The organism is Pseudarthrobacter sp. NKDBFgelt (assembly GCF_046097905.1).
Classification (GTDB): Bacteria; Actinomycetota; Actinomycetes; order Actinomycetales; family Micrococcaceae; genus Arthrobacter; species Arthrobacter polychromogenes.
In genome coordinates, this window is record NZ_JBJURL010000071.1 from 1 (window position 1) to 21,933 (window position 21,933).

General features: G+C 65.2%; 15 protein-coding genes and 1 pseudogene. 12 read left to right on the forward strand and 4 right to left on the reverse strand.

What is annotated here, in order from left to right:
- Nucleotides 1–112, reverse strand: a pseudogene (locus tag ACKAE7_RS16495) (IclR family transcriptional regulator); the annotation flags it as partial.
- Nucleotides 113–184: 72 nt separating this feature from the next.
- Here ACKAE7_RS16495 and ACKAE7_RS16500 point away from each other — a divergent pair.
- Complete coding sequence (locus tag ACKAE7_RS16500; RefSeq protein WP_066273817.1) at nucleotides 185–865, forward strand: response regulator transcription factor; 681 nt, start codon at nucleotides 185–187, stop codon at nucleotides 863–865.
- Nucleotides 866–991: 126 nt separating this feature from the next.
- Here ACKAE7_RS16500 and ACKAE7_RS16505 read toward each other — a convergent pair whose 3' ends face one another.
- Entirely contained in the window at nucleotides 992–1,555 is a 564-nt protein-coding gene (locus ACKAE7_RS16505) for a hypothetical protein (RefSeq protein WP_188811641.1), read from the reverse strand.
- Between the two features lie 257 nt (nucleotides 1,556–1,812).
- On the opposite strand from ACKAE7_RS16505, the gene ACKAE7_RS16510 reads away from it, so the two are divergent.
- The 8 genes from ACKAE7_RS16510 (at nucleotide 1,813) to ACKAE7_RS16545 (ending at nucleotide 9,380) form a co-directional block, all read left to right on the forward strand.
- The gene (locus ACKAE7_RS16510) at nucleotides 1,813–2,295 is read left to right on the forward strand and encodes a CarD family transcriptional regulator (protein ID WP_011690592.1); all 483 of its coding nucleotides are present in this window, start codon (nucleotides 1,813–1,815) and stop codon (nucleotides 2,293–2,295) included.
- Nucleotides 2,296–2,416: 121 nt separating this feature from the next.
- Entirely contained in the window at nucleotides 2,417–3,199 is a 783-nt protein-coding gene (gene ispD, locus ACKAE7_RS16515) for a 2-C-methyl-D-erythritol 4-phosphate cytidylyltransferase (RefSeq protein WP_174178636.1), read from the forward strand.
- A 2-nt stretch (nucleotides 3,200–3,201) separates the two neighbouring features.
- The gene (ispF, locus tag ACKAE7_RS16520) at nucleotides 3,202–3,717 is read left to right on the forward strand and encodes a 2-C-methyl-D-erythritol 2,4-cyclodiphosphate synthase (protein WP_238340877.1); all 516 of its coding nucleotides are present in this window, start codon (nucleotides 3,202–3,204) and stop codon (nucleotides 3,715–3,717) included.
- 9 nt (nucleotides 3,718–3,726) lie between these two features.
- Nucleotides 3,727–5,193 carry a cysteine--tRNA ligase gene (cysS, locus tag ACKAE7_RS16525; protein WP_408979762.1) on the forward strand — a complete coding sequence of 489 codons (1,467 nt, stop codon included), beginning with the start codon at nucleotides 3,727–3,729 and terminating at the stop codon, nucleotides 5,191–5,193.
- Nucleotides 5,194–5,295: 102 nt separating this feature from the next.
- Entirely contained in the window at nucleotides 5,296–6,285 is a 990-nt protein-coding gene (rlmB, locus tag ACKAE7_RS16530; protein WP_066273821.1) for a 23S rRNA (guanosine(2251)-2'-O)-methyltransferase RlmB, read from the forward strand.
- Between the two features lie 105 nt (nucleotides 6,286–6,390).
- A complete protein-coding gene (gene glgX, locus ACKAE7_RS16535) occupies nucleotides 6,391–8,502 on the forward strand; it encodes a glycogen debranching protein GlgX (protein WP_408979763.1) in 2,112 nt (703 codons plus the stop codon).
- A gap of 18 nt (nucleotides 8,503–8,520) precedes the next feature.
- On the forward strand, nucleotides 8,521–9,015 hold the full coding sequence (locus ACKAE7_RS16540; RefSeq protein ID WP_408979764.1) for a ribonuclease domain-containing protein: 495 nt from the start codon (nucleotides 8,521–8,523) through the stop codon (nucleotides 9,013–9,015).
- 8 nt (nucleotides 9,016–9,023) lie between these two features.
- The gene (locus ACKAE7_RS16545; RefSeq protein ID WP_104189097.1) at nucleotides 9,024–9,380 is read left to right on the forward strand and encodes a barstar family protein; all 357 of its coding nucleotides are present in this window, start codon (nucleotides 9,024–9,026) and stop codon (nucleotides 9,378–9,380) included.
- Between the two features lie 15 nt (nucleotides 9,381–9,395).
- Here the strand turns inward: ACKAE7_RS16545 and ACKAE7_RS16550 are convergent, their stop codons facing one another.
- Entirely contained in the window at nucleotides 9,396–11,180 is a 1,785-nt protein-coding gene (locus ACKAE7_RS16550; RefSeq protein ID WP_408979765.1) for a thiamine pyrophosphate-requiring protein, read from the reverse strand.
- Between the two features lie 49 nt (nucleotides 11,181–11,229).
- The gene (gene glgP / locus ACKAE7_RS16555; protein ID WP_408979766.1) at nucleotides 11,230–13,848 is read right to left on the reverse strand and encodes an alpha-glucan family phosphorylase; all 2,619 of its coding nucleotides are present in this window, start codon (nucleotides 13,846–13,848) and stop codon (nucleotides 11,230–11,232) included.
- A 192-nt stretch (nucleotides 13,849–14,040) separates the two neighbouring features.
- Here glgP and ACKAE7_RS16560 point away from each other — a divergent pair, with 192 nt between their 5' ends.
- Genes ACKAE7_RS16560 through ACKAE7_RS16570 form a run of 3 tightly spaced genes read left to right on the forward strand, consistent with a single transcriptional unit; the run spans nucleotide 14,041 to nucleotide 21,573 of the window.
- Nucleotides 14,041–16,083 carry an alpha-1,4-glucan--maltose-1-phosphate maltosyltransferase gene (locus ACKAE7_RS16560; RefSeq protein WP_408979768.1) on the forward strand — a complete coding sequence of 681 codons (2,043 nt, stop codon included), beginning with the start codon at nucleotides 14,041–14,043 and terminating at the stop codon, nucleotides 16,081–16,083.
- Nucleotides 16,080–17,876 (forward strand): maltose alpha-D-glucosyltransferase, encoded by a 1,797-nt coding sequence (gene treS, locus ACKAE7_RS16565; protein WP_104189103.1) that lies wholly within the window; start codon nucleotides 16,080–16,082, stop codon nucleotides 17,874–17,876. The genes ACKAE7_RS16560 and treS overlap by 4 nt, the downstream gene beginning before the upstream one ends.
- 1 nt (nucleotide 17,877) lies before the next feature.
- A complete protein-coding gene (locus tag ACKAE7_RS16570) occupies nucleotides 17,878–21,573 on the forward strand; it encodes a 1,4-alpha-glucan branching enzyme (RefSeq protein WP_408979767.1) in 3,696 nt (1,231 codons plus the stop codon).
- Nucleotides 21,574–21,933: the final 360 nt, after the last annotated feature.

The following is a 21,933-nucleotide window of genomic DNA, read 5'->3' on the forward strand; positions in this document are numbered from 1 at the left end:
CGATCAGCACCGCCTCTTCGTTGTCACGGACGGCCAGCAGGACGTGGTGCCTGGTCACCTCGAAAAGGTCCTCCAGGAAAGGGAGCGCGATTTCCCGGGCCGCAACCCCCCGGAAGAGCCCGGAAGAGCCACCTGTCACCCAAGGACCCGGCGCCGCCGGTGCAACAGAACGAGGAGCAACAGCTTGAGCAGGATCTTGATTGTCGAGGATGAGGAGTCGTTCAGCGATCCCCTGTCCTATTTGCTGGGCAAGGAAGGCTTTGAGGTGGAGGTCGTGGACAACGGCCTGGACGCCATCACCGAATTCGACCGGAACGGCGCGGACCTGGTGCTGCTGGATCTGCAGCTTCCCGGACTCTCCGGCACGGAAGTGTGCCGCCAGCTCCGCCAGCGGTCCAGCGTTCCGGTGATCATGCTGACGGCCAAAGACGCCGAAATCGACAAAGTGGTGGGCCTGGAACTTGGAGCCGACGACTATGTCACCAAGCCCTATTCCTCCCGCGAGCTCGTGGCACGGGTCAGGGCAGTACTCCGGCGCCAGGGCGAACCGGAGGAACTCGTCTCCTCCACCGTGCAGGCGGGGCCGGTGCGGATGGACATTGAACGCCATGTGGTCAGCGTGGGCGGAGAACAGGTGCTGCTGCCGCTGAAGGAGTTCGAGCTCCTCGAAATGCTGCTGCGCAATTCAGGCCGGGTGCTCACCCGCGGCCAGCTGATCGACCGTGTGTGGGGTTCCGACTACGTGGGAGACACCAAGACCCTGGACGTCCACGTGAAGCGGTTGCGCGGCAAGATCGAGCCGGATCCTTCAGCCCCGCGGTTCCTGGTCACCGTGCGGGGGCTGGGCTACAAGTTCGAGCCGTAAGGCGCCAGCCCTGGCAGCCGGCGGACGTGCCGCAGGACAGGGGACAATTTACGAAAGGCACACAAAAGGAGGGGCCGCGAGGCCCCTCCTTTTGTGTGCTTGGCTGCTTGCGGCCAGCGCGGCTGCCTAGTGGTCGTCGCCCCCGGCGGCTTCTTCGGATTCCGACGGCGACGGGCTGGCGGAGGTGGGTGCAGGAGTGCTCCCGGCCGGCAGGTATTCCTTGTACTCGGGCAGCGTGGTGTCCAGCACGGGAACCTTCACCGTGTTGCTGACGTTGGTGCCGTCTTCGCTGATCTCGACGTCGACGAGCGAGCCCGGGATTCCGCCAGTGGTGCTGAGGATCGCTTCGTCGGAGCTCTCGTTAAGCAGGGTGTAGTCGTTGGCCTTGACCGGAATTTCGGTCTGCGACCCTTCCGCACCGTTGACCGTGAGGGTCACGTCCTGGGAAGAGGAGTTGTACACGGCGCCGATCAGGCGGCCCGGCTGGTCCTCGCCCGCGGAGACGATCAGGATGTTCCGGAGCTGGAGCGGGCCGAGGTCGGCGATGATGCCGTCCGACGCCTGGTACCGGGCGGTGGTCTGCTGGGAATTGGTGTACCCGCAGCCCGACGCCAGCAGGCCCACGCCAAGGGCGGCTGCCGTCAGTGCCAGTTTGCCGCGCTGGGCCCGGGTCATCGCAGTGAAACGCACGTCGCGTACTCCTCAAGAGTCTTGAAACATTAATCACGCATAGCCTATCCGCAAAGCAGGCCAAACGCGGATTCGGCGGTGTCACATCACCCTTCCTTCAGGCCCCTTGCATGCACTATTATCCGTGTTCGTCAAGGGGGTGGAGGGGTCCGATTAGGCCTATTTTCCGCGTATTTCTGCGGTTCCCGGCTCTCTTCCCGGCCGGTCATATGCCTGAATCGTGATAAACTGGTCAGCGGGAAAGGGGAAATGTCCACATGGTATTTGAGGTCGGCGAGACAGTAGTTTACCCTCACCACGGTGCTGCGAAGATTGAAGAAATCAAGATGCGCACCATCAAGGGCGAAGAGAAAATGTATCTCAAGCTCAAGGTGGCCCAGGGTGATCTGACCATTGAAGTTCCAGCAGAGAACGTTGACCTTGTTGGGGTTCGGGACGTAGTGGGCAAGGAAGGCCTGGAGCACGTATTCGATGTGCTTCGTGCCGAGTTCACGGAAGAACCCACCAACTGGTCACGTAGGTACAAGGCAAATCTGGAGAAGCTTGCTTCCGGTGACGTCATCAAGGTTGCAGAGGTCGTCCGCGACCTGTGGCGCCGCGATCACGACCGGGGCCTTTCCGCAGGCGAGAAGCGAATGCTGGCCAAGGCCCGGCAGATTCTGATTTCAGAACTGGCGCTGGCTGAGAAGACCGACGAGGAGAAGGCTGCAAGCGTTCTCGACGAGGTCCTGGCTTCCTAAGAATTGAACCCCGGTGTCACCTATGTGGCACCGGGGCTTCTTTTTGCCCAAAAGCCGCACCTTAAGATTCAACCCCAGGTGCTCAGGCGCCCGCGGCCTGCAGGGACGTAGGCTAGTCCGCATGAGCGAAACACCCACCCGCCCGGTCACCGCAGTGATCCTGGTGGCAGCAGGTTCAGGGCAGAGGCTGGGCTACGGCATCCCGAAAGCCGCGGTGCCGCTGGGCGGCGAACCTATCCTGATGCATGCCCTCCGCGGCATTGTGGCCTCCGGAACCGGCAGCCAGGTGTGCATCGCGCTGCCCCCCGGAGAGGACACGCTCCGCCGGCTGTGCGAGGACTTCCGGCAGGAACTGGCCGACGGCGGTCCCCTCCTTTCCATCGTGGACGGCGGCGCCACCCGGGCAGAGTCCGTCCGTGCCGGCCTGGCGGCCCTGATGGACGGCATAGAGGCAGTGCTGGTGCACGACGCCGCCCGTGCCCTCACGCCGGAGTCGGTCTTCCACCGCGTTACTGACGCACTCGCCGCAGGGGCGGCTGCGGTTATTCCTGCCGTGGCGGTGGTGGACACCGTCAAGACGGTCGCGGCCACCACGGGGAAGGACGCCCACCTGGCGCCGGAAGTGGTGACCGGAACAGCGCCCCGCGAGGAACTCCGTGCGGTGCAGACTCCCCAGGGGTTCCACCTCGACACGCTGCTGAAAGCCCACGAGGCGGCGCGGGGCCTGGACCAGAACGAGTCAGCAGCGGTCACCGACGACGCAATGCTCGTGGAAATGCTCGGAATCCCCGTCCACGTGGTCAGGGGGTCCACCCAGTCCCTGAAAATCACCACTCCGCTGGACCTCATTCTCGCCGAAGGGCTCCTGGAGGGCCCGCTCGGTGCGCGCTGGGTGGAAGGCTAGAAATGGAACCTGCGGAAATGATCATCCCCCGCACCGGCATCGGCCTGGACGTACACGCCTATGCCCCCGAAGACCAGCCCTGCCCGCTGTGGCTTGGCGGACTGCTGTGGCCGGGGGAGCGCGGCCTCGCCGGGCACTCCGACGGTGATCCAGTGGCCCATGCGGCTGCGGATGCGCTGTTCTCCGCCGCCGGGCTGGGGGACCTGGGCACGCACTTCGGAACGGACCGGCCCGAGTTCGCCGGCGCCGCGGGAACCACGCTGCTGGCCGAGGCTGCGCGGATTGTCCGCGCTGCCGGGTTCGAGATCGGCAACATTGCCGTCCAGTTTGTCGCCAACCGGCCCAAGTTCGGGCCGCGCCGGGAGGAATCGCAGCAGGTCCTGAGCGATGCCGCCGACGCGCCGGTGAGTGTCACGGCCACCACCAGCGACCACCTTGGATTCACCGGCCGGGGAGAAGGCATCTCCGCGGTGGCCACCGCTTTGGTGTATCCAAGGCCGCACCTCCCCATCAGCTAATCTGGAGCAGTGACCCTGCGCTTCTATGACACTGCCTCCGCCGAAGTCCGGAACTTCGTGCCCCTCGTCGAGGGCAAGGCCAGCCTCTACTACTGCGGGGCCACGGTGCAGGGCATGCCCCACGTGGGCCATATCCGCTCAGCCATCGCCTTCGACCAGCTCACCCGCTGGCTGACCTACCGCGGTTTTCGGGTCACGGTGGTCCGGAATGTCACGGACATCGACGACAAGATCCTGGCCAAGTCCGCAGAATCCTTCGAAGCCGGCTTCGACTCCGGACCGGACGCGGTCCGCGAGGAAGAGTGGTGGGCACTGGCCTACCGTTACGAACAGGAATTCCTCAAGGCCTACGACACCCTGGGTGTCTCCCGGCCCACCTACGAGCCACGCGCCACCGGCCACATCCCCGAGATGCACGCCCTCATCAGCCAGCTGATCGACCGCGGCCACGCCTATCCCGCACTGGATGGTTCCGGAGACGTGTACTTCGATGTGCGTTCCTGGAGCAAGTACGGCGCACTGACCCGGCAGAACATCGATGACATGCAGGCGGCCCCGGACGTTGAGGCCCAATTCAGCAACAGGAAAAAGGACCCCCGCGACTTCGCCTTGTGGAAGGGCTCCAAAGAGGGAGAACCGACGACGGCGAGCTGGGCCTCCCCGTGGGGCGCAGGCCGGCCGGGCTGGCACCTGGAATGCTCGGCAATGGTCACCAAATACCTTGGCACCGAGTTCGATATCCACGGCGGCGGCCTTGACCTTCGCTTCCCGCACCACGAGAACGAAATGGCCCAGTCCCAGGCCGCAGGCCACCCGTTCGCCAGCTTCTGGATGCACAACGGCATGGTCACCTACCAGGGCGAAAAGATGTCGAAGTCCATCGGCAACACCATCAGCCCGGCCGAGATGCTCGAGCTCGCATCGCCGCGGGTGGTCCGCTACTACCTGGGGCAGGCGCACTACCGCTCCGTCCTGGACTACCGTCCCACTTCCCTGCAGGAGGCCGCTGCCGCCGTCGAACGCATTGATGGGTTCATCAGCCGTGCGGTCCGGGCCCTGTCCGCTGGCGGCGAGTACAGCTTCGCCACCTACGGCACCGTGCCGGAACCATTCGAACGTGCCATGGACGATGACCTTAACGTGCCGCAGGCCCTGGCCGTGCTCCACGAAACGGTCCGGTCCGGCAACACTGCTTTGACTGAAGGGAAGCTGGAGGAGGCGCGGCAGGCCCTGCACTATGTCCACGACATGCTGCGCGTCCTGGGCCTGAACGACGTCGCTTCCGGTTCCGTCGCGGACACCCGGGAATCAGCGGCGTTGTCAGTGTTGGTGGAAGCCCAGCTCTCCGCCCGCGCCGATGCCCGGGCCACCAAGGACTGGACCGCCTCGGACGCCATCCGGGACACCCTGGCCGCCGCCGGCGTGGTGGTGGAAGACGGACCTGACGGTCCCACCTGGAGCCTGAAGCGGGACTGACTGGGTCACCGCCCGCAGGCACTTGGCCCCGGAGCGGGCGATTTTTCCTGGTTCAGTAGACTGGTAGGCAGACTCAGTCAACACAATCAAGGGTGGAACACAATGGCCAACAATGGTCGCCGATCGGTTAAAGCGAAGAAGGGCCCAACCATCGGGACCGGTGGCCACGGCCGCAAGGCCCTGGAAGGCAAGGGCCCCACGCCCAAGGCGGAGGACCGCCCCTACCACAAGGCGCACAAGGCCAAGCAGCTCTCCGAGCGGTCCGCAGCCAAGCGCAACCCGGGCGCCCGCAGCGCCGGGGCAGCCCGGTCCGGCCCCAAGGGCCGCGCCACCGAGGAAGTCGTCACCGGCCGCAACTCGGTAGTGGAAGCCCTGCGCGCCGGTATCCCGGCCAAGGCACTGCACGTCGCCATCCGCATCGAAATGGACGACCGCGTCAAGGAATCGCTGAAGCTGGCCGCCGAGCGCGGCATCCCGCTGCTGGAAACAGGCAAGCCTGAACTGGACCGGATGACCGATGACGCCGTGCACCAGGGCCTGGTGCTGCAGATTCCGCCTTATGACTACCAGGATGCCTACGAACTGGCTGAAGACACGGTCGACAAGTGGAAGAAGGGGCACATCTCCAATGCGCCGCTCTTCGTGGCGCTGGACGGCATTACCGATCCCCGCAACCTCGGCGCCATCATCCGCTCGGTTTCCGCCTTTAGCGGCCATGGCGTCATCGTTCCCGAGCGCCGCTCCGTGGGTGTGACCGCCTCGGCGTGGAAGACCAGTGCCGGCGCCGCCGTCCGCGTACCCGTGGCACGGGCATCGAACCTCAACAACGCCCTGAAGCAGTTCAAGAACATGGGGATTTTCGTCCTGGGCCTGGACGGCGACGGCGACGTTTCCCTTCCTGACCTGACGCTTGCCACCGAACCCGTGTGCATCGTGGTGGGCTCGGAAGGCAAGGGCCTCAGCAGGCTGGTCCGCGAGAACTGCGACCAGATCGTGTCCATTCCCATTGATTCCGCCATGGAATCACTGAACGCTTCCATGGCCGTGGGCATCTCGCTCTACGAAGTCTCCCGGCAGCGGGCAGCCAAGTAGGAGCGGGCGGGCACTTCCCGCTGCAAAGTCCCCTCCCTGAGCAGTACCCGGCGCAGCCAAGTCGTCCGGGCAGGACACGTGCCGCTGGCGGCTAATATTTAGGTGATGGTCATGCCGCTCTTCGACACTGCTTCCACCATGGACGCCTCCACGGCCGTTCCGCTCGGTGTGAGTGTTCCGCGCGCCGATTCGGGAGGCTCACGCCACCGGGCAGGCGGGCGTGCCAACGTGGCCTGCTACGCGCCGGGTGTCTCCAGCCTGGAAATCGCATACATCGCACCTGGCGGGGAGTGGAAGCTCCAGTCGCTGCCCAACGTCACCCATGGCGTCCACCACGGGATCGTTGAGGATCTGCCGTACGGATCCCGCTATGGGTTCCGTACGGCGTCCAGCGAGCAGTCCCTGCCCTTCGCCGTGCCCACCGCGGACGTTGATGACGACGGCGGCCAGCCGCTGCTGCTTGATCCGTACGGCAGGGCCGTGGACCAGCGCGATGGCTTCCTGACCAGCGTGCGCATGGCGGGGGACTTTGACTGGGGAACTGACGAACGCCTCCGGTTGCCGTGGCGCAACACGATCATCTACGAAGCGCACGTCCGCGGACAGAGCATGCTCCACCCCGATGTTCCGGAGGAACTCCGGGGCACCTACGCCGGCATGGCCCACCCTGCCATCATCGAACACCTCACCAGCCTGGGCATCACGTCGGTGCAGCTGCTGCCGGTGCACTTCCACCTGGATGAACCCCACCTGCAGGACCTGGGACTGACCAACTACTGGGGCTACAACACGGCGGCTTTCTTTGCCCTGCATCCCGGCTACGCCACCCGTGCAGCCCAGGAGGCCGGCCCCCACGCCGTCCAGGACGAGTTCAAGGGAATGGTCAAACTCCTCCACGCCGCCGGGCTGGAGGTGATCCTCGACGTCGTCTATAACCACACCGCCGAGGGTGGCCCCGACGGCCAGACGATCAGTTTCCGCGGGTTGGGAGAGCAGGCGTACTACCGGACGGACGGACACGGAAAGTACGTGGACACCACAGGCTGCGGAAACAGCCTGAACTTTGGTGAACCACGCGTGGTCCAGATGGTGCTGGACTCCCTTCGCTACTGGGTGGACGAGTTCCACATCGACGGCTTCCGCTTCGACCTCGCCGTGACGCTGTGCCGGAACGGTGCCAACGACTTCGACCCCCGGCACCCGTTCCTCGTTGCCATCGCCGCGGACCCTGTCCTTTCGGACGTCAAACTGATTGCCGAGCCCTGGGACGTGGGTTACGGCGGGTGGCAGACCGGGCGGTTCCCGGGCGGCTGGGTTGACTGGAACGACCACTTCCGTGACGCGCTGCGGTCATTCTGGCTGGCTGACCGGGCTGCCCTGGAAACCGGGGGCCACGGCGGGTCCCTGGCCAAGCTCGCGGACGGGCTGTCCGGTTCCGCTGCCTTGTTCCAGGCCTCCGGCCGTTCCCGCCTGGCATCGGTCAACTTCATCACTTCCCACGACGGCTTCACGCTCAATGACCTCGTCTCGTTCGACCGCAAACATAATGAGGACAACGGCGAGGAGAACAGGGACGGGCACGGAGACAACCGCAGCTACAACCATGGTGTCGAAGGCCCCACGGAGGACGGCGTCATCCTGGCCAGGAGGGCCCAGTCCCGCCGCAACCTCATGGCATCGCTGCTCATCTCCCTGGGCGTGCCCATGATCACCGCCGGCGATGAGCTGGCGCGGACCCAGCAGGGTAACAACAACGCGTACTGCCAGGACAACCCCATCGCCTGGCTGGACTGGACCCGCACTCCGGAATCCCACGAAATGCTCCGCAGCACCAAGCGGTACATCCGCCTGCGCAAGGAGTTCCTGGCTGCGCAGCCCCACGACTTCCCGGTCCGGGACGAGCAGTCGTACCTCCACTGGTTCGACCAGGACGGCCATCCCATGTCCATGGAACGCTGGAACGATCCCCATCACCGCGTGGTGCAGCTCCTGCTCGGATCCGACAACGGCGCCCTCGCCGGCCTGATGGTGGTGAACGGCAGTAACACCGACGTCCAGATCACCTTGCCCAGGGTCACCGCAAAAGGCACCCACCCGCAGATGTTCGAGCTCCGCCTGACCACCTCGCCGCTCCACGAGCTGCGCCAGGGCGGCCGGGTGGCGTCAGGGGAGAAGGACCTCGTCGAAGCCCATTCCATCAGTATTTACCGCACCTAAGCCCCGGGGACCACAAGAATGCGCAACCGCTCCATCCTGCCCTTGCTGCTGACCGGCCTGGTGGTACTGGCCCTCCTTGCTTTCGGCGGCACCGGTTTCCTGGGCCAGCTGACGGAAGGCGCGACGCCGGAGGCCACCTCCAGCTCCGTGCCTGCGCCGGGTGCAGCTTCCGGACAGGCGGCGCCACCAACCCCGGCCCCGCCCACGGCCGCGCCTGAGAATCCTTCCGGGCTGCCGGAGGTTCGGGAATCTGCGCTTCCGGCCGAGGGCCGCAGGGTTCTCAACCTGATCCGTGCCGGAGGACCGTACCGCTACAGCCAGGACGACCAGACGTTCGGCAACTTCGAACGCGTCCTGCCGCGGCAGGACAGGGGCTACTACCGCGAGTACACCGTGCCAACGCCTGGAGAGTCGGACAGGGGCGCACGCCGCATCGTGTCCGGGGCCGGGGGCGACAAGTACTACACCGACGACCACTACGAGTCCTTTAGGTTCATCGCGGAAGGCAGCTGAGCAAAACCATGAAGATCTACTCCGGTGACACCTGGACCCTGGAGGAGCTGCAGGAACAGGTGGCCGACGCCGGCCGCCGCAGCCTGGTGGTCCCCGCTGCGGACAGCAGGAAAGCGGTTCTGGAAGCATTCGGCGAGGTCCTGGACTTTCCGGAACACTACGGGGTAAACCTGGACGCGCTGAACGATTCACTGCACGACTTTGCGGACAGCATCACGGACAACGGCAATCCTCCCGTTACCGTGCTGTGGCTGGTGGCCGCTCCCTTCCGCAGCGACAGGTCCTTCGGAATCATGTGCGAAATCCTCCAGGACGCTGAGCGCTACGCCGGCAAGGACCTCGCCGTCACCGCCGTCCTGCTCTAGCCAGCCCGCCCGGCACTACTCGCCGCGCTCCTCATGCGAGACGTAGGTGCCCAGCAGGTCCGCTGCCCGGCCGCCGTCGTCCTCTGCTGCCAGGCCTTTGCGCATGTTCGCCGCCTTCTCCCTGCCGGCAGGGAACGGCGGCAGGAGGGGGACCTCGGGGTCCGTGAGTACTTCAATCACCACGGGGCGGTCCGACGCGAAGGCACGTTCCCAGGCGTCCCCGATCAACTCCGGATCCTCTACCCGGATGCCTGTGAGGCCCAGCAGGTCGGCGTAGCCGGCGAACGGGAAGTCAGGAAGTTCCTGGCTTGCGGCGAACCGTGGTTCGCCCTCCGACTCCCGCTGCTCCCACGTCACCTCCGTGAGCTCCCGGTTGTTGAACACACAGACCACAAACCGGGGATCCGTCCACTGCCGCCACCGGTGGGCCACCGTTACAAGTTCGGCGATGCCCGCCATCTGCATGGCGCCGTCGCCGGCCAGGGCCACGACCGGACGGTCCGGGTGGGCGAGTTTTGCCGCAATACCGTAGGGGAGGGAGCACCCCATGCTGGCCAGCGTCCCGGACAGGTGGGCCGGGACACCCGGCGGGAGCACCAACTGCCGGGCATACCAGTAAACGCAACTGCCGACGTCGATACTCAACAAGGCGTCACCGGGCAGCCGTCCGGTCAGCTCGCGGACCACCCGTTCAGGATTCACCGGTACGGCCGGCACGGCCGCCCGTTCCTCAGCCAAGGCCCGCCAGCGGGCAACTTCCTGCTCAACGTCCGTTTGCCACTGCCCGCGGGGACGCGGGCGCAGCCGCGGCATCAGGGCCTGGAGCGCCAGCGCCGCATCACCCGCCAGGCCAACCTCAACCGGGTACCGGTTGCCGATCTTCCGCTCGTCAATGTCGATCTGGACGGTGCGCGCTGCCCCGGGCGGCGGATAGAACTCAGTCCAGGGATCGTTGGAGCCAACAATGAGCAGCGCATCGCAGTTGCCGAGCAGGTACGCGCTGGCGGTGGTCCCCAGGTGTCCCATGGTGCCCGCGGCGAAGGCAAGGGTCTCGTCCACATAGGGCTTGCCCAGCAGGCTGGTGGCAATTCCGGCGCCCAGCATTTCCGCGATTGCCACAACCTCCCTGGAAGCATGCCGAGCTCCCTGGCCCACCAGCAGCGCAATGCGCTGCGAGGAGTTCAGCAGTGCTGCCGCCGCCTCCAGGTCCTTGTCCCGGGGAGTCTTGGCAGACGTGCTCCACGACGGTGCGGTGACCACAATGCCGTGCTCCTGGTCCAGTTCCGGCGCCGGGGCGGACTGGATGTCATGCGGAACAATGACCACGCACGGCGAGGAGGTCGCCTTGGCGGTGCGGAACGCCCGGTCCAGGACCATCGGCAGCTGTTCCGGAACGTTGACCTGCTGGACAAACTGGGCCGCCACATCCTTGAACAGGGACATGAGATCGATTTCCTGCATGTAGGCCGAGCCCAGCACCGTGCGGCTCTGCTGCCCGACGATCGCCACCACCGGAACGCCGTCGAGCTTGGCGTCGTAGAGCCCGTTCAGCAGGTGCACGGCACCAGGCCCCTGGGTGGAGGTGACCACCCCCACCCCGCCGGTGTACTTGGCGTGGCCCACTGCCATGAACGCAGCGGTTTCCTCGTGCCTCGCCTGCACGAACTCAACGCGTCCTTCGGCCCTTCGCAGGGCACCCATGAAGCCGTTGATCCCGTCCCCGCTGTAGCCGAAGACCCGGTTGACTCCCCACGTGCTGAGGCGCTCCACGATGAGGTCGGCCACCGTGCGTTCGGTCATGAGGTCCTCCCCGGGTGGTCAGGCACTGGGCGTAGGTGCTTGCTGTTGTCTAGGCGTTGACGATCAGTCCCAGTTCGGCTTTGGAGGCGAGGGCGTCGTGCCGCGGCAGGACCCGGACGGTGTACCCGAACGGTCCTGAGCGGTCAATCACCAAGGAACCGCTGAACAGGTGGCGCCCGCTGCCCAGGTCTTCCTGCATCTTCAGCTCCATGACCGTGATATCCGTGAGGCTGTCGCTCTCCTCGGCCCGGCCATAGGCCACTTCGACGGAGACGTCCTCCGGGGTGAGGTTGTGCAGGGCCACATAGGCGTTGACCTGGAGGATGTCCCCGATCTGGGGATCCTCGGACACACCAACAGAGTCCACGTGCTCCACGTGCACCAGCGGCCAGGCCAAACGTACCTTCGCCGTCCAGGCCGCCAGGGTGCGGGCCTGCGAGTAGGAGTTGTGGGAGGCGCTCCGCCCCGCCTCCGCGGCCGGGCGGTAGAGGATGTTCACGTAGTCGCGCAGCATGCGTTCCGCGGAAACTGCCGGTCCAAGGTGCGAGAGGGTGTGCTTGATCATGGACACCCAGTGCGTCGGCACCTTCTCTGCCTCCGATGTCGAGGGCCCCGCAGCACCAGCACCCGCGGACACCGTGCTCCCGTAGAAGCGCGGGGCAACCTGCGTTTCCAACAGCTCGTACAGCGCGGCGGCCTCGATGTCGTCCCGTTCCTCCGGGGACGCGCCGTTGTTGGCGGTGGGAATCGCCCAGCCGTTCTCGCCGTCGTACATCTCGTCCCACCAGCCGTCCAGGACGGACAGGTTCAGCGAGCCGTTGAGCGCCGCCTTCATGCCGGAGGTGCCGCATGCTTCCAGGGGCCGCAGCGGGTTGTTCAGCCAGACGTCACAGCCGGGGAACAGTGTGCGGGCCATGGCGATGTCGTAGTTGGGCAGGAAGGCGATCCTGTGCCGGACAGCAGGGTCGTCCGTGAAACGGACCAGGTCCTGGATCATCTTCTTTCCGGCGTCGTCGGCGGGGTGTGACTTGCCCGCGATGACCAGCTGGATGGGATGTTCCTTGTGCAGCAGGAGCGCCTTGAGCCGTTCCGGCTCGCGCAGCATCAGGGTGAGGCGTTTGTAGGTGGGCACGCGCCGGGCAAAGCCGATGGTCAGGATGTCCGGGTCCAGGACCTTGTCCGTCCAGCCCAGCTCGGCATCTGCCGCGCCGCGTTTCTTCCAGGCAGCGCGGAGGCGGAGGCGGACATCGTCAACCAGCGCTGACCGCATCTCACGCCGGAGCGCCCATACGTCCGCATCGCTGACGTTGTAGGCGAGGTCCCAGCGGCCGTTGGCTTCGGCCTCGCTGCCGAACTGGTCCCGGGCCAGCTTGGAGATGCGGCTGTCCACCCAGGTGGGCACGTGCACCCCGTTCGTCACCGACGTGATGGGCACCTCGGAGTGGTCGAAGCCCGGCCACAGCGCGGAGAACATGCCGCGGGAGACCTCCCCGTGCAGCTTGGCCACGCCGTTGGCGCGCTGGGCCAGGCGAAGGCCCATGACGGCCATGTTGAAGACTGAGGGGTTGCCGTCAGCATAGTTCTCACGCCCCAGTTCCAGGATGCGGTCCACCGGCACGTCCGGTGCCAGGCCAGCCTGGAAGAAGTGGTGGATCTGGGCGATCTCGAACCTGTCAATGCCTGCGGGAACCGGCGTGTGCGTGGTGAACACGGTGGAAGCCCGCCCGGCGGCAAGGGCTTCGTCAAACGTCAGCGACTGCTCCCCGGCCATGAGTTCCTGGATGCGTTCGATGCCCAGGAATCCGGCGTGCCCCTCATTGGTGTGGAACACCTCCGGAGCGGCAGTGCCGGTGAGCTGCTGGAAGGCGCGCAGCGCCTTGACCCCGCCCATGCCGAGCAACAGTTCCTGCTGCAGCCGGTGGTCTCCGCCGCCGCCGTAAAGGCGGTCGGTGATGCTGCGGGCGGCGTCGTCGTTGCCTGGCACGTTGGAGTCCAGGAGCAGCAGGGGAACGCGTCCGACGTCGGCGCGCCAGATGTGTGCCAGCAGGCGCCTGCCGTTGGGCAGGGGGAGTGCGATCTGCAGGGGACGGCCGATGCCGTCCGCGGAAGGCTCGCGCAGCAGTGTGAGCGGCAGGCCGTCCGGGTCCAGGACCGGGTAGGTCTCCTGTTGCCACGCGTCCCGGGACAGTGACTGCTTGAAGTAGCCCGCCTGGTACAGCAGGCCCACACCGATTAGCGGCACACCCAGGTCCGAGGCTGCCTTGAGGTGGTCGCCGGCCAAAATCCCCAGCCCGCCGGAGTACTGCGGCAGCACCTCGGTGATGCCAAACTCCGGGGAGAAGTAGGCGATCGACGCAGGCGCATCAGGGCCCAGGCCCTGGTACCAGCGCGGTTCCTCAAGATAGCGGTCCAGGTCCTGCTCAGCTGCCCGTACCCGCTCCACCACAGAGCGGTTCGCAGCGAGCTGCTGGAATTCCTCGCGGCTTACCATCCCCAGGAAGCCCACCGGATCCTGGCCGCTTTCTTTCCAGAGGCGGGGGTTCAATCCCTCGAAAAGTTCCCTCGTGGGGCGGTGCCAGGACCAGCGCAGGTTGCTTGCCAGTCGGGCCAGCGGGCGGATCGGTTCGGGGAGGACTGTACGGACGGTAAATCTGCGGATTGCCTTCACCTGCGTCACACTAACCGACAACCTGCGCGGCTGGAACCAGCTTCGGGTTTCTTTTGGGTAAATGACAGTTGGCACCAAGGAAATGACGACTGACGCGCCGAATTTAGTGCGCAGGCTTAGCATTCCTGCCCATTTCTCGCTAACGTCGAGCTTGTGACGACTACATCAGGAACCAGTGCCGCATCAATGGAAATGTCGAAAGGCCCCATCACTGACGGGCTGCGGTTCGGACGATTTCCGATCACCGCCGTGCAGCCGGTCGTGGAGGATGGCAAGTTCCCTGCCAAAGCCCTGCCGGGCGAAGGAATCGTGGTGGGAGCCACCGCCTTCCGCGAGGGACACGACCAGCTGGGCGTCAGCGCCGTGCTCTTTGACCCCGAAGGCAACGAACGCCAGCGGGTCAGGCTCGCACCGCCGCGCGGGGAACGCGGGATGGGGACGGACCGCTGGGAAGGCGTGCTCACGCCGTCGGACGCCGGTGACTGGTCCTTCGCGATTGAAGCCTGGCACGACCGCTACGGTACCTGGCACCACAATGCCGAGGTGAAGGTGGACGCCGGGATCGATGTGGAGCTCATGCTTGCCGAGGGTGCCGCGTTGCTCCATGAAGCTGCCGGGGACGACACCCGCAGCGAGTGGGACAGGGGCGTCCTCCGCGAAGCCGCCGACAAGCTGGCGGACCCTTCCCTCAGCACGGAGGAGCGCCTCGGTGCCGGATTCAGCCACGCGGTCACCGGCGTTGTCGCGCACCAGCCCATCCGTGAACTGGTGACCGTCTCCCGGCGGTTCCCCCTGCTGGTTGAGCGTGACCTCGCCGGGCGCGGTGCCTGGTACGAGTTCTTTCCCCGCTCCGAAGGTGCCGTCAAGGACCACACCACGGGAGCCTGGACTTCAGGCAATTTCCGCACCGCTGCCGAGCGTCTTGATGCTGTGGCAGCCATGGGCTTCGATGTCATCTACATGCCGCCCATCCATCCGATCGGCGTGCAGCACCGCAAGGGTCCCAACAACACGCTGATCGCAGGCCCGAACGATCCCGGCTCACCTTGGGCCATCGGGGCAGCGGAGGGCGGCCACGACGCCATCCACCCCGACCTTGGCACGTTCGAAGACTTTGATGCCTTCGTGGCGCGGGCCAACGGGCTGGGCCTGGAGGTGGCCCTGGACCTTGCGCTCCAGGCCGCTCCGGACCACCCCTGGGTGCAGTCCCACCCCGAGTGGTTCACCACCCGAGTGGACGGCTCTATCGCCTACGCGGAAAATCCCCCGAAGAAGTACCAGGACATTTATCCGCTGAATTTCGACAATGATCCTGAGGGCCTCTCAAACGAAATTCTGCGGATTGTGCTGTTGTGGGTAAGCCACGGCGTAAAGATTTTCCGGGTGGATAACCCGCATACCAAGCCCGTCTGGTTCTGGGAATGGCTAATTGCACAGGTCAACAAAGAGGTTCCCGGGGTGGTTTTCCTGGCCGAGGCCTTTACGCGGCCGGCCATGATGCACGCCCTTGGCCGCGCAGGGTTCCAGCAGTCCTACACCTACTTCACCTGGCGCAACACCAAGAAGGAAATTGAGGCGTATTTTACGGAAGTAAGCCACGAGTCGCCTGCGTTCTTCCGCCCCAACTTCTTCGTCAACACCCCGGACATCCTCACGGAATACCTGCAGTTCGGCGGGCCTGCGGCGTTCAAGATCAGGGCCGCGCTGGCGGCAACGGCCAGCCCGTTGTGGGGCGTCTACGCTGGCTACGAACTGTACGAGCACGTGGCCCGGCCCGGCGCGGAAGAGTACATCGACAACGAAAAGTTCGAGTACAAGGCACGTGACTGGGACGCCGCGGCGCACTCCGGCCGGACCCTTGGCCCGTACATCACCAGGCTGAATGAGATCAGGCATGCCCACCCGGCGCTGCAGGACCTGCAGAACCTGACGGTCCACCACAGCACCGACGACGCCACGGTGGTCTACTCCAAGCACAAGACCCTTCCGGACGGGTCCAAGGACACCCTCATCATCGTGGTGAACGTTGATCCGCATGGAACAAGGGAAAGCACCGTCTCGCTTGACCTGCCCGCGCTGGAACTCGACCCCCAGGACCTGACCCACAATGGAGGCTTCCACGTGGATGACCTCGTTTCCGGGGAGAGCTGGGAATGGGGCGAGTACAACTACGTCCGCCTTGACCCGCATGTCGAGCCCGCACATATCCTTCGCGTGAGGAGAATGCATCAGTGAATTTCAACCCGCAGGGTTCCGGCCAGCATTTCACCCCAAAGAGCACGTTTGAGTTAAATGCGCCGGGCCTGCAGCATGATCCGCTGTGGTACCGGAAGGCGGTGTTCTACGAGGTACTTGTGAGGGCCTTCGCGGATGCGAACGGCGACGGTTCAGGCGACTTCTCCGGACTCATCGACAGGCTTGACTACCTCCAGTGGCTGGGTGTGGACTGCCTGTGGCTGCCGCCGTTCTTCCAGTCGCCTCTGCGCGACGGCGGCTACGACATCTCGGACTACAACTCGGTCCTGGACGAGTTCGGCACCATCAGCGACTTCAAGCGCCTGGTGGCGGAGGCCCATGCGAGGGGCGTGCGGGTGATCATCGACCTGCCCCTCAACCACACCTCGGACCAGCACCCCTGGTTCCAGGAGTCGCGGAAGGACCCGGACGGCCCCTACGGCGACTTCTACGTCTGGAGCGATACCGACGAGAAGTACCAGGACGCGCGCATCATCTTCGTGGACACCGAGGAATCCAACTGGACCTTCGACCCCATCCGCCGCCAGTTCTTCTGGCACCGGTTCTTCAGCCACCAGCCGGACCTGAACTTCGAGAACCCCAAGGTCATCGAGGCGCTGTTCGATGTTGTCCGGTTCTGGCTCGACCAGGGCATCGATGGATTCCGTGCCGACGCCATCCCCTACCTGTTTGAGGAGGAAGGGACCAACTGCGAGAACCTTCCGGCCACGCACGAGTTCCTCCGCAAGCTCCGCACCATGGTGGACGAAAGCTACCCCGGCCGGGTCATCATTGCCGAGGCCAACCAGCCGCCGAACGAAGTGGTGGAGTACTTCGGGACGGAGGAAGAGCCAGAATGCCACATGGCCTTCCACTTCCCGATCATGCCGCGCCTGTACTACGCGCTGCGGGACCAGAAGGCCGCCCCCATTATCGAAACCATGCACGACACCCCGGAAATCCCGGACGGGGCACAGTGGGGCACCTTCCTGCGGAACCATGACGAGCTCACGCTGGAAATGGTCACGGCCGATGAACGCGCCGCAATGCTGGGCTGGTACGCCCCGGACCCGCGCATGCGGGCCAACATCGGAATCCGGCGGAGGCTCGCGCCCCTTCTGGACAACTCCCGCGCCGAAATCGAACTGATCAACGCGCTCCTGCTTTCGCTGCCGGGCAGTCCGTTCCTCTATTACGGGGACGAGATCGGGATGGGGGACAACATCTGGCTTGAAGACCGCGACGCCGTCCGCACGCCCATGCAGTGGAACCCGGACCGGAACGCCGGCTTCTCCAACGCGGATCCGGGCAAGCTCTACCTGCCTCCCATCCAGTCCCTGGTGTACAACTACGCCATGGCCAACGTGGAAGCAGAGGCCGCCCATTCAGGGTCACTGCTGCGCTGGACAAGGCAGATCCTTAGTGTCCGCAAGAACCACCCGGCGTTCGGCCTGGGCGCCTTCAAACACGTTGAGGCGGACCATGACGCCGTGCTGGCCTATCTCCGCGAGCTGCCCAAGGACAATTCGGCCGGCGTCGACGGGGAGGCCATCCTGTGCGCGTTCAACCTCTCCCAGCATCCGGTGGCGGCCCAGTTGCGGGTCCCGCAGTTCGCCGGGCGCGGGTTGCGCGACGTCTTCGGCGGCCAGCCGTTCCCCGGCATCAGCGAGGACGGAACCCTCACCCTGACGCTCGGCAGCCACGACTTCTTCTGGCTGCGGATCCGTTCAGCAGCTTCCAACCCATCGTCTCCGTACACGCAGGCGATGCCGATTCTGTCGATCGAGAACTGATATGAACCAGCCCATACTTACCCCCGCCCTTACCGCCCTGCTCCAGGAATGGCTGCCACGGCAGCGCTGGTTCCCGGTCAAGACGCCCGACTTCGAGATGTCCCAGGCCGGCAGCCTCGGGCTGGAAGATCCGTCCGGCCACGCCGGGCTGGCAGTGTTCCTCCTTCGCGTCACCACACAAACGCCCGACGGCGGCACCCGGACCGCCGTCGTCCAGGTTCCCTTGAGCTTCCGGCACGCGCCGGCAGCCGGGATGGAGCGGGCGCTGGTTGGCCAGGCCGCCGGGATGGACCCGTCCAGGACCTGGGTCTACGACGCCGTCCACGACCCCGACTTCGTGGGCAGCTGGCTGGAACTCATCCGGCAGGAGGAAAAGGCACCCAACGGCACTGCGGCAGGCTTCCGCGCCCCCGGGGAGCTCCGGCTCCCTACTGCCCGCGGAGTTGTGAAAGTGCTGTCCGGTGAGCAGTCCAACAGTTCAGTCATTGTGGACGACGGCGACTCCGCGGCGATCGTGAAATTCTTCCGCGTGCTTTCGGAGGGTACGAATCCAGAGGTTGAGGTGGGTGCCGCCCTCACGGCTGCAGGCACTTCCGAAGTTCCAGCCACCCTTGGCTGGGTGCGCGGCGAGTGGCTCGGCCAGGGCATGCCCGCGTCCACAACGGCCAGGGCGCCCCGGTATGTCCAGGGCGAGCTGGCGGTAGCGCACGAGTTCCTGGCCGGCGGCCGCGATGCATGGCGCCTTGCTGTTGATGCCGCCCGCTCGGGCACCGACTTCACGGCAGAAGCGCATGCCCTGGGTGCAGCCACGGCCACTGTGCACCAGCGTCTGGCCCAGGCTCTGGGGCATTCCGCCGAGCCGCAACCCGGACAGGTCATTGCGCCCGCAGTAGCCCAGCGGGTCCGCCAGGCGTGGGCAGAAGCCGGTGCCGCCGTCGGACCTTACGACGACGCCTTGAACACGCTCCTGGACCGCCTTGACCATGCGCCCGCCGGCGCGCTGCAGCGTATCCATGGGGACCTCCACCTGGGCCAGATACTCCAGGTTCCCGGGCATGCGGGAAGCCCTGCTCGATGGGCCATCCTCGATTTCGAGGGTGAACCGCTGCGGCCCGTCGCCGAGAGGAACGTCCCGGATGTTCCCCTGCGGGACGTCGTCGGCATGCTGCGGTCCTTCGACTACGCGGCCGGCGCGGCCCAGCGCGAACAGGAGGGCGCGCAGGTGCCGGCAGGCTGGGTTGACGACTGCGCGGAGGCCTTCCTGGCCGGGTACGCGGGGGTCACTCCCGGAACGGTGGACAGGGAGTCGCCGCTCTTTGTGGCATTGTGGCTGGACAAGGCACTGTACGAAGTAGTTTATGAAATGCGTAACAGGCCCGACTGGCTGGCGATCCCCGTGAACGCCTCCAGGCGGCTCCTGGGCAGCAATGGCGCCGGCGGAAACGCCGGGGCAGCATCGGAAGGTAACGAAATGACAGGCTCAGCACAAACTGACCGGCCGGGGGTGCCGCTGAAGGTCGACGAAGGCACCCTTGGCAGGATCGCCAACGGTGAACACCACGCCCCCCACTCGGTGTTGGGCGCGCACCTTGACGATTACGGCCACGTCACTATCCGTACGGTGAAGCACCTCGCGGAAGGAATCTCCGTCCTCACGCCGGCAGGCGAGGTCCCGATGGAGCATGAGGCACACGGCGTGTGGGTTGCCGTCCTCGAGCCGCTGCAGCAGGGACACGTTCCCGACTACAGGCTCTCCGTCACATACCCGGGCGCGGATCCGGTCACCGTGGACGATCCCTACCGCTACCTGCCCACCGTGGGCGAAGTGGACCTGCACCTCATCGGTGAGGGCCGCCACGAGAAACTGTGGGAAGTCCTCGGCGCCCACGTCCAGCATTACAAGTCCGCGATGGGCGATGTGGACGGTGTCTCCTTCGCAGTCTGGGCGCCCAACGCGCAGGCTGTCCGGGTCAAGGGCGACTTCAACGCCTGGGACGGCCGGGAAAACTCCCTTCGCTCGCTGGGCTCCTCGGGAGTGTGGGAAATCTTCGTCCCTGGTGTTGTAGTAGGGGCGTGCTACAAGTTCGAAATCCGGACCAAGGCCGGCCACTGGGTGGAAAAGGCCGACCCCCTGGCCTTCGGAACCGAAGTGCCGCCGTTGACTGCGTCGAGGGTGGTGGAGCCTTCCTACGCCTTCAAGGACCAGGAGTGGATGGAGGCCCGCGCCCAGCGGGACCCGCACAATTCGGCAATGAGCGTCTACGAGGTTCACCTCGGTTCCTGGCGCCTGGGCCTTGGGTACCGGGAACTGGCCAAGGAACTGGTTGAGTACGTCAAGTGGCTCGGGTTCACCCATGTGGAGTTCATGCCCGTGGCCGAGCACCCGTTCGGCGGGTCGTGGGGCTACCAGGTCACCTCCTACTTTGCGCCTACTTCACGCTTCGGCCACCCCGATGAGTTCCGCTACCTGGTGGACACCCTGCACCAGGCGGGCATCGGCGTGCTGCTGGACTGGGTTCCTGCCCACTTCCCCAAGGACGCCTGGGCGCTTGCCCAGTTCGACGGCGAGCCCCTGTACGAGCACGCGGATCCCAACCTGGGCGAGCACCCGGACTGGGGCACACTGATCTTCGACTTCGGACGCACGGAAGTCCGGAACTTCCTGGTGGCCAACGCCCTGTACTGGCTGGACGAGTTCCACATCGACGGCCTGCGCGTGGACGCTGTGGCTTCCATGCTGTACCTGGACTACTCCAGGGAAGAAGGGCAGTGGCAGCCCAACCGCTTCGGCGGCCGGGAAAACCTGGAGGCAATCTCCTTCCTGCAGGAAGTCAACGCCACGGTGTACAAGACCCACCCCGGAGCTGTCATGATCGCCGAGGAGTCCACGGCGTTCCCCGGTGTTACCGCGCCGACCAGCCACGGCGGGCTGGGGTTCGGCCTGAAGTGGAACATGGGCTGGATGCACGACTCCCTCAAGTACGCCTCCGAGGAGCCGATCAACCGCAAGTGGCACCACGGAACAGTCACCTTCTCGTTGGTCTACGCCTTCACGGAAAACTTCCTGCTGCCGATCAGCCACGACGAGGTAGTTCACGGCAAGGGCTCCATGTTGCGCAAGATGCCGGGCGACCGTTGGCAGCAGCTTGCCAACCTGCGTGCATTCTTTGCATACCAGTGGGCGCACCCGGGCAAGCAGCTCATCTTCATGGGCACGGAATTCGGCCAGGAAGCGGAGTGGTCAGAACAGCACGGGCTGGACTGGTGGCTCGCAGACATCCCGGCACACAAGGGACTGCAGCTGCTGACCAAGGACCTCAACGAGCTGTACGCATCCACCCCTGCGCTCTATACCCGCGATAACGAGCCGGGCGGCTTCCAGTGGATCAACGGAGGAGACGCCGACCGGAACGTCCTCTCCTTCATCCGCTGGGACAAGGAGAACAACCCGCTGGTCTGCGCCATCAACTTCTCGGGAGCACCCCACGTTGGCTACACCCTTGGTGTACCTGAAGCCGGGGCCTGGACGGAAGTGCTGAATACAGACGCAACAACCTACGGCGGATCCGGTGTCCTCAACTCCGGTGAGCTGAAGGCTACGGACAAGGGGCAGGACGGACAGCCGGCAACACTCAGCGTCACGTTGCCACCGCTGGGCGCCGCCTACTTCAAGCCCGGCGCTTCTGCCGCAAGTTAGCCCTTGCTCGTGGGAAGGCCCGGAATCCGCGTGATTCCGGGCTTTTTCACGCCCTGTTGGCGGGGTGCGGGGGAGGGTTCGTTGCCCGGTTGGCCTTCTGGAAAAAGTGGTGGTAGAGTTTATTTCCGCGCTGCTCCACGGAGTCAGACGGAAAAACCGACACTCAAGCCCCTGGCTAAAGAGAGTCGCGGACGCCGGTTTGACAAGTGATGAGTTAGCCGGTAAGTTTGTGAAGTTGCTCCGGAGCGATCCACGGTGTTTTTATGCTGGTGGTGGTGCCGGGTGTGTCTGTTGTTTGAGAACTCAATAGTGTGCCAAGTTTGTTGATACCAATTGTTTTAGTGATTGGTTGAATTGACC

Bases quoted from the DNA above. Each gene is read 5' to 3' on its own strand.
- ACKAE7_RS16510 (WP_011690592.1), top strand. From the start codon at position 1,813: ATGGTATTTGAGGTCGGCGAGACAGTAGTTTACCCTCACCACGGTGCT.
- ispD (WP_174178636.1), top strand. From the start codon at position 2,417: ATGAGCGAAACACCCACCCGCCCGGTCACCGCAGTGATCCTGGTGGCA.
- ispF (WP_238340877.1), top strand. From the start codon at position 3,202: ATGGAACCTGCGGAAATGATCATCCCCCGCACCGGCATCGGCCTGGAC.
- rlmB (WP_066273821.1), top strand. From the start codon at position 5,296: ATGGCCAACAATGGTCGCCGATCGGTTAAAGCGAAGAAGGGCCCAACC.
- glgX (WP_408979763.1), top strand. From the start codon at position 6,391: ATGGTCATGCCGCTCTTCGACACTGCTTCCACCATGGACGCCTCCACG.
- ACKAE7_RS16540 (WP_408979764.1), top strand. From the start codon at position 8,521: ATGCGCAACCGCTCCATCCTGCCCTTGCTGCTGACCGGCCTGGTGGTA.
- ACKAE7_RS16545 (WP_104189097.1), top strand. From the start codon at position 9,024: ATGAAGATCTACTCCGGTGACACCTGGACCCTGGAGGAGCTGCAGGAA.
- ACKAE7_RS16550 (WP_408979765.1), bottom strand. From the start codon at position 11,180: ATGACCGAACGCACGGTGGCCGACCTCATCGTGGAGCGCCTCAGCACG.
- ACKAE7_RS16560 (WP_408979768.1), top strand. From the start codon at position 14,041: ATGTCGAAAGGCCCCATCACTGACGGGCTGCGGTTCGGACGATTTCCG.
- ACKAE7_RS16570 (WP_408979767.1), top strand. From the start codon at position 17,878: ATGAACCAGCCCATACTTACCCCCGCCCTTACCGCCCTGCTCCAGGAA.